Genomic DNA, 12,248 nt, shown 5'->3' with positions numbered 1-12,248 from the left:
GATCAGGACCTTTGACCTCGGGAACTCTTGCGTGCCTGTCGTGATCCTGTCACGCTCAAGATATCGCCGCGAGTTACGGGCGAGTTAATACGAGCCCTTCCCACATGGCTGTGGGATGAAGGCTCGACCCTCCCGGCCGGAGACCCGTTTCCGCTGAGCCTCTCGCCGGGTGCCCTTGCACAGCGATCGTGAAAAGCTTCACAATCTGTGAGGAGTGGACCGCATGGACTGGCGCCATGACGCAGCCTGCCGTGACGAAGACCCCGAACTCTTCTTCCCCATCGGCGACTTCGGGCCCGCACTGATCCAGATCGAGGAGGCCAAATCCGTCTGTCAACGCTGTCCGGTGAGCTCCGCCTGTCTCAAGTGGGCGCTGGAGAGCGGCCAGGACGGTGGGGTCTGGGGTGGCACCTCCGAGGAGGAACGCCGCCGGATGCGCAAGCGCAGTGGCTCCACTCAGCGCACCATGGCCCGTAGCCACTGAATCGTGTCCCGTCCCGGGACCTGCCCTTCGAACGACGAACGACGCCGAACGATCCCCGCCGGCGCGGGCGGGGACCGGCGCGCCTCCCACGGGACCACCCCGTACGGGAGCAGAACCCCACTCGCCCGCCTCCACCCATCTCCCCCCGACCTCTAGGGGAGCGCGCCCTCGGGATGTTCCAGCGGCAGGCCGATCGCGATCTCCGTGCCGCCGCTCTCCTTCGGCTTGATCGCCAAGGTGCCACCGAGCTCGCCCACGATCAGGGTGCGCACGATCTGCAGACCCAGACTCGTGGCGCCCTCTAGGTCGAAGTCCTCCGGCAGGCCCCCACCGTCATCGGAAACGGCCAGCTCCAGGCTGCTCGGCCCCGGGAACCCGGGTCCGGTGTCGAAGCGCTGTACCCGCACCTCGATCTTGCCCGGCCCCTGGCCCAGCCCGTGTTCCACCGCGTTCTGCACCAGTTCGGCCAACACCATCGACAGCGGCGTCGCCACCAACGCGTTCAACAGACCGAACCCACCGATCCGGCGCGGGACCACCACGTCGCCGGTGGAGGACACCTCCGCCGCCATCTGCATGACCCGGTCGGCGATGTCGTCGAAGTCCACGACCTCGTCGGGCGTGTGCGAGAGCATCTCGTGCACGATCGCGATCGAGCCCACCCTGCCCACGGCCTCGTCCAGCGCGGCCCGCGCCTCCGGCACGTCCAGGCGCCTGGACTGCAGACGCAGCAGCGCCGCGACGGTCTGTAGGTTGTTCTTCACCCGGTGGTGGATCTCCCGAATGGTGGCGTCCTTGGTCATGAGCTCTCGCTCGCGCCGACGCAGCTCGGTGACGTCGCGGATCATCACCAGGGCCCCGATGCGCACCTCGTCGATGATCAGCGGGATGGCCCGTAGCTGGACGGTGACGCCGCGCGCCTCCACCTCGGCCTCCTGCGGCGCCCGACCACTGGCGGTGTAGGTGAGGTTCTCGTCGCGCGCCTCACTCTGCGCGGCCAGTTCCAGGGTGGTGCGGTCCAGGCGGGCTCCGACCAGGTCGGCGGTCAGGCCCAGGCGCCGGTAGGCGGACAGCGCGTTGGGGCTGGCGTAGACCACCTCCCCGTTCTGGTCCAGTCGCAGCAGACCGTCGCCGACCCTCGGGGAACGCACCATGAGCGGCCCCTGGTCACTGAACGGGAAGGCGCCCTCGGCGATCATCTGCGCCAGGTCGCCGGCGCTCTGCAGGTAGGTGAGCTCCAGCCGGCTGGGCGTGCGCGCCGAGCTGAGGTTGGTGCTGCGTTGGATGACGGCGATGAGGTTGCCCTGGCGACGGACCGGGATGGTCTCCTCGCGGACCGGCACCCCGCCGGACCAGTCGGGGTCGCCGTCCCGACAGATCCTTCCCTCGCTCCAGGCCCGGTCGATGAGGGCGCGGCGGCCGACCACCCTGAGCCCGGAACGGGAGGTGACATCGGTCATGTCGTCCCGTAGCACGGTCTCGACCAGGTCGTCCTGGAAGGCGGTGGGGCCGGTGGTGGGTCGCATCTGGGCGATCGCCACCCAGCCGTCGTCCTCGCGCAGACGCACCCACAACACGAGGTCCGCGAAGGAGAGGTCGGCCAGGAGTTGCCAGTCCGAGACCAGGGAGTGGATCCACTCCAGGTCCGCCTGTTTGAGTGACGTGTGACGGCGAATGAGGTCGCTGAGGTGAGGCACTCACAAATCATCCCATGAAGCCGTGCATACTCAAGGGATACGCACTCGACCAATGGTCCACACCAATCGGCGGCCGGAAGGGCCGGCCACCGGCCATCACGGCACGGGATGTGCGTGGCGAACACCGGACGTGGCGGAGGAGACTGATGACGGTTCAGCGGGCATTGGAAGGCAACCCCCGGGTGCCCAAGTACTACCAGGTCAAGAAGCAGCTACTGGAGCTGATCGAGGCGATGCCGGCGGGCAACCCGGTCCCGCCGGAGCGTGCCTTGGCCACCCAGTTCGGCACCTCGCGCACCACCGTGCGACAGGCCCTGACCGAGATGGTGGTCGAGGGTCGCCTGCTGCGCATCCAGGGCAAGGGCACCTTCGTCGCCAAACCGAAGGTCGCCCAGATCCTTCAGTTGACCAGCTACACCCAGGAGATGCGCGCCCACGGTCTGCACCCGGCCACCCGCATCCTGGACGTCAGCTACATCAACGCCGACGACCAGCTGGCCGAGCTCCTGGCGATCCGCTCCGGCGGTCGTGTGCTGCGGATCGAGCGGCTCCGTTTGGCCAACGGCGAACCCATGGCGGTGGAGACCGCCCACCTGGCCGCGCGACGCTTCCCCGGGCTTCGACGGCAGCTCGACCGCTACGCCTCGCTCTACGAGGCTCTGGCGAGCGCGTACGAGGTGTCCCTCGCGGAGGCGGAGGCGTCCATCGAGACCGTGCTGGCGACCCCGAACGAGGCCCGACTGCTCGGTGTGGACGTGGGTCTGCCGCTGGTCCTGCACTGCCAGCACAGTTTCGACGGTGACGGCCACCCGGTGGAGTGGGTGCGCTCGCTCTACCGCGGTGACCGGTACAAGTTCGTCACACGTCTGCGTCCCCCGATGGACTGACCCCGGGGGCGACCGCCCGCGGCCGACGGTGTCAGCCGCGGGCGAGTACTCGGTCCAGGGCGTCGACCACGCGGGGGTCGTACTCGCTTCCGGTGTCCATCCGCAGTCGTTCGATCACCGCGGTGCGGCGTTCGTCCTCGCGCGTGTCACCGACGAGGTCGTCGAAGGCGTTGGCGACCTTGATGATGCGGCTGCCCAGCGGGGGCACGCCCTCGTCGCCGTCACCGGCCAGCGGCTCGCACTGACGGCGGACCAGTTCGGCGACGCTGTCCAGCACACCGGTCTCCCGGATGATCGCCGATCCCAACTCGGCGATGCGGCGCTGCTCGCGTGGCGAGGACAGCACGGTGGCCCCACCCGCGATGGGTTCGCGCAACGACAGCTGGCCGATGTCGTGCATCAGCGCCGCGTACTCCAATTCCAACAGCTCGTTCTCGGCCAGACCGAGCTCGCAGGCGATGCCGTGGGCGAGTCGGCTCACCCTGCGTGAGTGCCCGTTCTCGACGTAGCCGCCCACCTCGGTGACCCGGGACAGCGCTCGCACGGTCTCCAGGTAGGTGCGGCGCACCTCGGCGTGCCTACGGAAGGCCACCTGGGAGACCAGCAGCGGGGCGCTGAACACCAGCAGACCGACCAGGCCGGTGATGGTGCAGGCCAGCGCTATGAGCACACCGCTGGAGGCGATCGCGACACCGGTGGCGACCTGGGCCCTGGCCTCGTCCTCGGCGGCCACCAACAGGCGGGTGCGCAGTCGTTCCGCCCGCAGCAGCGCGGAGATCGCCACGTCCACCGACCAGGCCGCCAGGATCAGCCCGATCATGATCAGGGCGAGCAGGATCGACGGTTCGGTCAAGGACAGGTGGTCGGCCAACGGCCGGAAGGCCGCGGCCAGCAGCAGGGCGGTGAGCACCCGGCGGGCGACCCCCTCCACCCTGGGGCTGCGCCCGACGGCCACGTGCGGGAGTTCGCCCAGGGCCACGCCCAAGGCCACCACCGCCACGACCTGACCGACGCCGTGGTGGACCGGATCGCCGCCCAGACTGATCAGGTACGCGTAGGCGATCGCGCCGGACAGCGCGATCGGCGCGGACTCCCGCTGCCCGGGCAGGTTGATCCTGGCCAACTCGCCCGCGGCGATCACCAGGCAGAACGCCAGGGCGACCTCCGGATCGACGACCCCGTTGACCGCGGTACCGACCAACGCGGTCAGGGACGCGGCGCCCACCCCCGCCACGAGCAGGGCCCGTAGGGGACGTGAGGTGCGCCAGAACGGTTCGCGCCGACGCTGGTGCTCCAGGGCTCCGCCCTCGGGTCCACCACCCTCCGGTCCCGCGGCCGCGGGTCCGTCCGACTGCTGTTGTGTCATCACCGGTCCTGACCACCCGTCACGGCTCCGGCCGAGGTGGACTCGGCGACCGTGGCCGTGCCACCACCCTTCTTCGCCGGGGCCGGTACGGGTGCGCCGGTGGCGGGAGCGGGGTCGGCCTTCTCGCAGGAACCGTAGCGGCCACCCGGAGGTTCGGTGATGTCCGGGGTCTGCCAACCCTCGCGACTGACCGCGCGGACCATGGCCTCGACCATCCGGGGGTCGAATTGGGTGCCCGCGCACCGACGGAGTTCGACGATGGCCTCCTCCACCGACCAGGCCTTGCGGTAGGACCGTGTGGAGGTCAGACAGTCGAAGACGTCGGCGACGCTGATGATGCGGGCGGACTCGGGGATCTCCATCCCGACCAGACCCATCGGATACCCGCGTCCGTCCAACCTTTCGTGGTGGTGGCGGATACCGGCGAGGGCCTCGTCGAGGAAGCTGATCTCCCGGACGATCTCGTAACCGCGGGTCGGATGCAGTTTGATCGCGGCGTACTCGTCGTCGGTGAGCTTGCCGGTCTTTTGGATCACCTTGGTCGGTACCCCGAGCTTGCCGATGTCGTGGAGCATCCCGGCGTACCGGATCTTCTGCACCCGCTCCGCGGACATGCCCAGTTCGGCGGCGATCATGGCCGACCCCTCGGCCACACGCATGCAGTGCCCGCGGGTGTAGTAGTCCTTGGTCTCCACCGCCTGGCACAGAGTGGCCAGGGTGGCCTCGTGCGCACGCGCCTCCGCGGTCTGCTGCCCGAAGGTCCATCGCGCGATGAACAGGGGCAACAGGATCAGCAGCGTCGCGACGACACCGACCGCGCCCCAGACCGCGGCGATCGCCAGTCCCAGCATCTGGTAGCCGATGGAGGAGAGCTCCAGGGCGACCAGGGGACGCCAGCGTTGGGGCCGACCACCCGAGACCTGACGGGTGGCGCCCAGGCACCACATGAGGATGGCGATGAGCGCCGAGTTGAGCACGGTGTAGGTCAGGACCGCCGCGACGTACGGAAGCACGATCCCGGGAAAGTGCGACTGGGTCGGTACCCCGACGATCCCGCCGAGTAGGAGGTAGACGTGTCCGGTCGCGTAGCCCGCGATCGCGTACTGGGCCCCGTTGAAGGCCCGCTTGACCACGGCCTGTCGGCGAAGGGCCAGGGCGCAGGAGAACCCGACGACGGCCGCGCCGACCGGACCGACCAGAACGACCGCGGCCAGCGCCACGGCCGAACTGGGCGAGATGCCGGCCTCTTTGACGTCGACGAGGACGTGTGTACTGATCGACTCCGCGACCACGAAGAGAACCACCATGAGCGCCAGAGTCCCCGTGTCGATCCCTTGATAGGGACCGATGAGCACAATGGCCACGGCGCAGACAACGATGATCCCTACGTAGACACGCGCGCCCCCTGGAAGAGCCCGCACCCCCGTTCACCCCCCACCGACGACGACCGGACTGTCATGGTTTCACCGGTTCTGTTCTACCACCAGGTCCATCCGGTAAAAGCGGAAGCCATGAAAATTCCGTACATCGCAGCCACGTACATGCCAGCGAACATCGCTGTCCCCTCTCCCCATGGCGACGCCCCGCTCATCCCCGAGCACGCCGCACAAATTACCCCATTCGTTGGATAAGGCCTTCAGTTTAACGGGCCTCGAGACCCACATGATTACCCACAGCCCGAACTGGGCAGCCCGAAAGACACTTTCGGATGATCGACTTCCGAAGCGTGGAATTACTAATTCAATTAGAAACACAAGAAGACTACCCAGGGTAACCGTACGCTTTTGTCCGGACACGGAAGATCCACGTGTGATTCGACCGTCCGCCCACAACACACCCCAGACCCCAGCAGTGATAACTACTCCCCGCAACCAACCGAAGTGCGCTGATTCGGACCTCAGGAAAATCATTCCGACTCGATCACGACCGAAAGAACCTCGAACCGATCGGGCGTGTCGACCACTCCCCGAACCATCCGACAAGGCGTCTGGTGACCAAAACCCTCATACCCAAGGGAGGTAAAGCGACACAACGCCACAAAGGCATATGAACAGAGCAAAACAGAGCAGAGAACATCGTCCTCATCCGGGCACAAAAAATGGCGAAGGCTGGAATTCCAGCCTTCGCCGAGTAGGGGACGAGCCCTCAGCCTGGTGGGGTACCGGCGGCCTTCGCCTCCCGGGCCAACTGCTCCTCGCGAGCGCGCGCCAACCGACCCAGCACCTTGTCCCGCAGGTCCAGTGGGACCGGATCACAACCGCAGTGCTTGGCCACGAGCTTCTTCACGGCCTCCTCCAGGCCGTACTCGTCCAGGCACGGGTTGCATCCGCTCAAGTGCTCACGGACCTGTTCGCAGTCGCCCTCGCCGAGCTCACCGTCGATGTAGACGTAGATCTGATCGAGCATCTCACTGCACGGGGTGTCCTTCTCGGGTTTGTCGTGGCCGCCGCTCATCGTCGATCTCCTCGATCCGACCCGCTCCGTGTCCGCCCTCCGGCGGAAGAACCAGTGGCGCCCACTCCGGCGGCCTCGGCCGCCCGTGTCGCCGGGAGGAACCCGCGGTCCACCGCGTACTCCTCGAGGTAGGTACGCAGCTGGCGCCGCCCCCTGTGCAGACGCGACATGACCGTCCCGATGGGGGTCCCCATGATCTCGGCGACCTCCTTGTACGCGAACCCCTCGACGTCGGCGAGGTAGACCGCGATACGGAAGTCCTCCGGAAGATCCTGCAACGCGCGCTTGACGTCACTGTCGGGAAGGTGTTCGAGCGCCTCGGCCTCGGCGGACTTCAGCCCGGCCGCGGTGTGCGTCGCGGCCCGCGCGAGCTGCCAGTCCTCGACGTCCTCGGTGCCGGCCTGCTTCGGCTCCCGCTGCTTCTTCCGGTACGAGTTGATGAAGGTGTTCGTGAGGATGCGGTACAGCCACGCCTTGAGGTTGGTCCCCTCCTTGAACTGGTGGAAGGAACCGAACGCCTTCGCGAAGGTCTCCTGAACCAGATCCTCCGCGTCCGCCGGGTTACGGGTCATGCGCAGCGCCGCCGAGTAGAGCTGGTCGAGGAAGGGGAGCACGTCCCTCTCGAACCGCTCGTCCCGTTCCTCGGCTGTCTCCTGGCTCTGTTCCAAGCCCTTCGGCCTCCTCGCGCTGGTCCCTGGTGGGGTGTCCATATCCAAACGATACGGTCCCACACCCCGGACCCCCACATCGACGTGGCCTGACGTCGACACCACTTCCTCGCGTTCCAAGCACGCGCCGGCAGTCGGCATGGTTCTCGTGTTCCTCCCTCGCGAGTGACGAATACGGCGAACACCCCCCGGGCACCCGCACTTTCCGGTCAGGTCTCGTTGACAACAACGGGTTCCGCCCACTGATTCCGCCGAGCCGACGACCGACGACCCTCGAAAGTTCGACGATTGGCCCCGTCGGTAAAGGTGAGGCATGGCAGAGTGCGGGTAGGACACCTGAAGGATTGGGAGAGGAGTGCACGTGCGACCGTCCCCGACCCCGGCCTCCGATCGCCCCCGATCGCCCGCGGCGCAGTTCGCCACCACCGACCGACTGTCGGACTACTGGCGTTTCTACTGGGCCGTCGCCGAGGCGCAGATCAGCCGCTGGCTACCGGCCACGCCCTCCCGTCTGCTCGACCTGTCCGGTCCGGACTTCCAAGGCACCTCCCGAGCCGTGGCCGCGGGACACGACGTGGTCACCCTCCTGCCTTCCGTGGACGCGGCGAGACGGTGGCCGCTCACCCTGGTCAACGGTCGGGCCGCGGTGGTGCCCCGGCCGGCCCGCCGGGGGCGGCTGCGCCACGTGGTCGGCGACTCCGCGTTCCTGCGTTCCTTCGCGGAGGGTTCCTTCGACGGGGTGATCGCCGACAACCGGGTCCTCTCCCGGCACCTGGCCACGGAGGGCTCCGTGGCCGAGGTCGCCCGGGTCCTACGACCAGGCGGGCGGGCCCTGCTGTGCGTGGACTCCGTGGTGCTGGGCATGGCACTGCTGGCCGAACAGGACTACTGGCCCGAACTCAGTCACGCGCCCAGCGCGGACGTGTTGTTGGTGCCCTGGCCGGACGGTTCCATCACCCGTTGCTTCACCGCCGAGCAGCTCACCGAGTTGGTCACCGACTCCGGGATGGAGCTGGAGTGGATCCGGCCGCGCACGGTGCTGTCCGCCTCCACCGTGGAGATGATGCTGGCCCGCGACCCCCGGTCCATGAGCCGTCTGGTGGAGATGGAGATGCACGCGGCCGAGTCCGACGACTACGTGGGCGTGCACCTGATCGCGAGTGTCGTCAAGCCCTCCTGAGCCCGGCCGCCTACACGCCGATGAGGGTGAGGGCGAGGACGACGCCGAAGAACAGCAGGCAGACTCCCGCGCCGACGCCGGTGGCGAAGCTGATCGACACGTCACGGCGGTGTGCCCCCCGCACGGCGAGGAACGGCCAGGCACAGAGCAGCACGCCGACCAGGTAGAGGATGGGCTGGTTCAGCAGCGAGGCCAGCGGGAAGAAGTGCGCCCCCACCACCAGACAGATCCAGGCGGAGGTGTACTCGGAGCGGTCGACGACCCGTAGGACGATGGCGCCGACCAAGGCGAGGGCGAACTCCGGCCCCACCACGATGAGGTACGTCCCCAGGTCGTCCCCGGCGGCGATGGCGCCCTCGCTCCGGGAATCCAGGGCGCGCATCACGCCGTACACCGTCGGGCCGAGCGCCAGGAGCGAGCCCGCGCCCAATGCCCAACGGACCCGGTCGGCGGGCGGCCGTTCCTGCGCCCACCCGAACCACGCGAAGGAGAAGAGCCCGAAGACGGCCGTGGTCACCGCCAGGTCGAAGTCGACGATCTCCAAGAGGACCTCCTGTGCACCGGGGCTCTTGCGCTCACCCTGTCACAGGGGCCGGTGGGCCGCCAGAAACGGTGGCCCACCGGTGCTTCCGTGTCAGTCGGCCAGGGGCAGGTAGACGCGGTTACCGCCCTGGGCGAACTCTTCGGACTTGTCGGCCATGCCCCTCTCGATGGCCTCGACGGTGTCCAGCCCGTTCTCCTCGGCGTACCTGCGCACGTCCTGGGAGATCTTCATCGAGCAGAACTTCGGGCCGCACATGGAGCAGAAGTGCGCGGTCTTGGCGGGTTCGGCGGGCAGGGTCTGGTCGTGGAAGGACTGGGCTGTCTCGGGGTCCAGGGACAGGTTGAACTGGTCCCGCCAACGGAACTCGAAGCGCGCCTTGGACAGTTCGTCGTCCCACTTCCGCGCCCCGGGGTGTCCCTTGGCGACGTCGGCTGCGTGCGCGGCGAGCTTATAGGTGATGACCCCGGTCTTGACGTCGTCCCGGTCGGGTAGCCCCAGGTGTTCCTTGGGGGTGACGTAGCAGAGCATCGCGGTGCCGTGCCATCCGATCTGCGCGGCGCCGATCGCGGAGGTGATGTGGTCGTATCCGGGAGCGACGTCGGTGGCCAGGGGGCCGAGCGTGTAGAACGGCGCCTCGCCGCACAGCTCCTCCTCCAGGCGGACGTTCTCCGCGATCTTGTCCATCGGCACGTGGCCGGGTCCCTCGATCATCACCTGCACGTCGTGGGAGCGGGCGATGTGGGTGAGTTCGCCGAGGGTGCGCAGTTCGGCGAACTGGGCCTCGTCGTTGGCGTCGGCGATGGATCCGGGGCGCAGCCCGTCGCCGAGGGAGAAGGTGATGTCGTACCGGCGGAAGATCTCACAGAGTTCCTCGTAGTGGGTGTAGAGGAAGCTCTCCTTGTGGTGGGCCAGGCACCAGGCGGCCATGATGGAGCCGCCTCGCGAGACGATGCCGGTGACTCGGCGGGCGGCCAAGGGCACGTAGCGGAGCAGGACGCCCGCGTGGACGGTCATGTAGTCCACGCCCTGTTCGGCCTGTTCGATGACGGTGTCCCGGTAGACCTCCCAGCCGAGCCTGGTGGGGTCTCCGTCGACCTTCTCCAGCGCCTGGTAGATGGGGACGGTGCCGATGGGCACCGGAGAGTTGCGGATGATGCGTTCGCGGGTCTGGTGGATGCGCTTGCCGGTGGACAGGTCCATCACGGTGTCGGCGCCCCAGCGGGTGGCCCACACCATCTTCTCCACCTCCTCGGGGACGGACGAGGTGACGGCGGAGTTGCCGATGTTGGCGTTGATCTTGACCAGGAACCTCTTGCCGATGATGGTCGGCTCGGACTCGGGGTGGTTGCGGTTGACCGGGATGACGGCCCGGCCGATGGCGACCTCGTCGCGGACGAACTCGGGATCGACCCCCTCGCGCGTCGCGACGAAGCGCATCTCGGGGGTGATGGTCCCGGCCTTGGCGTAGGTCATCTGGGTGACCGAGCCGTCGATCGGGTCCAGGGCCCAGTCGGCACGGGTGCGGGGCAGGCCCCGGTGGACGTCGATGTCGGCCGTGTCGTCGGTGTAGGGGCCGGAGGTGTCGTACAGATCGAAGTGGCTGCCGTTGGTGAGTTCCACCCGACGTCGCGGAACGCGGAGCGTGGGGCCCTCGGGGGTCTCGGTCTCGCGGTACACCTTGCGAGATCCCATGATGGGGCCGGTCGTCACGCGATGCGTGTCGTCGGTGGAGAGATCACGGCTTTCCATAGCCGTCATGGCAGGCCTCCCTACGTCGGAATTACCCGAACAGGTTCTGCGGTCGGCGACACCGATGAGTCGCCCTCTCAGCCCGCCATGGCGCGAGCTCCCGCGTTGCGTATTCACATGTCGGCACGGCGAACGTGCCCTGGGACGCGTCGATCACGTCGTCCCGGCCGGGGGAAGGTACTTCCCTGTGGCCCCGGACACCATACACAGGGCCGGCCCCGCCCTGTCCACCCTCTCCGGAGTCAGAAGAGTGTGTCCGCCTGTTCTCCGTCACCGGCCGGCAGGGGTTCCAGCAGGTCGGGGTGGTTGTTCTTGATGCTGTTGACGTCGGTGGAGACCTCGTCGACGGAGAACCGGTCCACCGGGGTCGCTTCCAGCAGGTGGGACAGGTCGTCGGGGCCGGAGGTCGGGTCGAGCCAGGTCGCCCAGTCGTCGGCGGGCATGATCACGGGCATGCGTTCGTGGATGTGCGCTAGTTCGGGGGCGGCCTCGGTGGTGATCACGGCGCACGACCACACCCAGGCGGCGGGGTCGTCCTCGTCGGCCTCGGGGTCGCGCCAGCGCTCGAAGATCCCGGCCATGGCCAGCGGCTCGTCACCCTGGTAGTGGATGGAGAAGGGCTTCTTGGCCGCCTTGGCCTTGCGCTTGCGATGCCCGGGGTCGGTGGCGGGCGAGGTACTGGCCTGGGCCGTGCCGTCCTTGTTGAGCAGTTGCCACTCGTAGTAGGCGTCTGCGGGCAACAGGCAGCGACGGTGGCGAAAGGCCGACCGGAAGGCGGGTTTGTCGGCGACGGTCTCACCACGGGCGTTGATCATCCGGTAGCCGATGTTGCGGTCCTTGGCCCAGGAGGGGACCAGTCCCCAGCGCAGGGTGTGCAGCGAACGCGGCCCCGGAACGCCGGAGGCGCCGCCCTGCGGGGGCGGGCCGAGGACCGCCTGGACCGGGCGGCCGGGTGAGATGTTGTAGTCGGGGTCGAGTTCCTCCAGCGGTGGCCACGCCCGTGGGTCGGGCTCCTCCCCCAGCGCCTGTTCCGGCAGGCCGAAGGCGAGTTGGAGCTGGTGCACGTTCCGTGACTGGGCATATCGACCGCACATGTGTCCGATTCTACGCCCCGGGACCGCTCACGTCCCCGTTGTGGCCCCGGTCTCCGTGGGTACCGACCGGCTCAGGAACCCCACGAAGAAGGAGTCGTCGGCCACGGCCCCATGGGCGCGGGGGC

General features: G+C 68.1%; 11 protein-coding genes. 3 read left to right on the top strand and 8 right to left on the bottom strand.

Annotated features, from left to right (window positions below):
• Positions 1-223: 223 nt before the first annotated feature.
• Entirely contained in the window at positions 224-484 is a 261-nt protein-coding gene (locus NLI01S_RS07705; RefSeq protein WP_067601456.1) for a WhiB family transcriptional regulator, read from the top strand.
• Between the two features lie 152 nt (positions 485-636).
• Here the strand turns inward: NLI01S_RS07705 and NLI01S_RS07700 are convergent, their stop codons facing one another.
• On the bottom strand, positions 637-2,181 hold the full coding sequence (locus NLI01S_RS07700; RefSeq protein WP_067601453.1) for a sensor histidine kinase: 1,545 nt from the start codon (positions 2,179-2,181) through the stop codon (positions 637-639).
• A gap of 146 nt (positions 2,182-2,327) precedes the next feature.
• Here NLI01S_RS07700 and NLI01S_RS07695 point away from each other — a divergent pair, with 146 nt between their 5' ends.
• Positions 2,328-3,068 carry a GntR family transcriptional regulator gene (locus tag NLI01S_RS07695; RefSeq protein ID WP_067601450.1) on the top strand — a complete coding sequence of 247 codons (741 nt, stop codon included), beginning with the start codon at positions 2,328-2,330 and terminating at the stop codon, positions 3,066-3,068.
• A gap of 31 nt (positions 3,069-3,099) precedes the next feature.
• Here NLI01S_RS07695 and NLI01S_RS07690 read toward each other — a convergent pair whose 3' ends face one another.
• The 4 genes from NLI01S_RS07690 to NLI01S_RS07675 all read right to left on the bottom strand — a co-directional run bounded on the left by NLI01S_RS07690 (position 3,100) and on the right by NLI01S_RS07675 (position 7,556).
• Positions 3,100-4,434 carry an HD-GYP domain-containing protein gene (locus tag NLI01S_RS07690; RefSeq protein WP_067601447.1) on the bottom strand — a complete coding sequence of 445 codons (1,335 nt, stop codon included), beginning with the start codon at positions 4,432-4,434 and terminating at the stop codon, positions 3,100-3,102.
• Positions 4,434-5,789, bottom strand: a complete 1,356-nt coding sequence (locus NLI01S_RS07685; RefSeq protein ID WP_190318388.1) for an HD-GYP domain-containing protein — start codon at positions 5,787-5,789, stop codon at positions 4,434-4,436. The genes NLI01S_RS07690 and NLI01S_RS07685 overlap by 1 nt, the downstream gene beginning before the upstream one ends.
• Before the next feature lie 790 nt (positions 5,790-6,579).
• Positions 6,580-6,888 (bottom strand): mycothiol system anti-sigma-R factor, encoded by a 309-nt coding sequence (rsrA, locus tag NLI01S_RS07680; RefSeq protein WP_067601442.1) that lies wholly within the window; start codon positions 6,886-6,888, stop codon positions 6,580-6,582.
• Positions 6,885-7,556 carry a sigma-70 family RNA polymerase sigma factor gene (locus NLI01S_RS07675; RefSeq protein WP_067601439.1) on the bottom strand — a complete coding sequence of 224 codons (672 nt, stop codon included), beginning with the start codon at positions 7,554-7,556 and terminating at the stop codon, positions 6,885-6,887. The genes rsrA and NLI01S_RS07675 overlap by 4 nt, the downstream gene beginning before the upstream one ends.
• Before the next feature lie 355 nt (positions 7,557-7,911).
• On the opposite strand from NLI01S_RS07675, the gene NLI01S_RS07670 reads away from it, so the two are divergent.
• Positions 7,912-8,736 (top strand): class I SAM-dependent methyltransferase, encoded by an 825-nt coding sequence (locus NLI01S_RS07670; RefSeq protein ID WP_067601437.1) that lies wholly within the window; start codon positions 7,912-7,914, stop codon positions 8,734-8,736.
• Positions 8,737-8,746: 10 nt separating this feature from the next.
• On the opposite strand, the gene NLI01S_RS07665 is transcribed toward NLI01S_RS07670, so the two are convergent.
• The 3 genes from NLI01S_RS07665 to NLI01S_RS07655 form a co-directional block, all read right to left on the bottom strand.
• Complete coding sequence (locus tag NLI01S_RS07665; RefSeq protein WP_067601434.1) at positions 8,747-9,280, bottom strand: hypothetical protein; 534 nt, start codon at positions 9,278-9,280, stop codon at positions 8,747-8,749.
• A 90-nt stretch (positions 9,281-9,370) separates the two neighbouring features.
• Complete coding sequence (gene thiC / locus NLI01S_RS07660; protein ID WP_084392387.1) at positions 9,371-11,038, bottom strand: phosphomethylpyrimidine synthase ThiC; 1,668 nt, start codon at positions 11,036-11,038, stop codon at positions 9,371-9,373.
• Positions 11,039-11,271: 233 nt separating this feature from the next.
• Positions 11,272-12,123 (bottom strand): SOS response-associated peptidase, encoded by an 852-nt coding sequence (locus NLI01S_RS07655; RefSeq protein WP_067601427.1) that lies wholly within the window; start codon positions 12,121-12,123, stop codon positions 11,272-11,274.
• Positions 12,124-12,248 lie beyond the last annotated feature (125 nt).

It is taken from the genome of Nocardiopsis listeri NBRC 13360, assembly GCF_001570765.1.
GTDB lineage: Bacteria > Actinomycetota > Actinomycetes > Streptosporangiales > Streptosporangiaceae > Nocardiopsis > Nocardiopsis listeri.
This window is presented reverse-complemented; position numbering and strand designations above follow the sequence as displayed.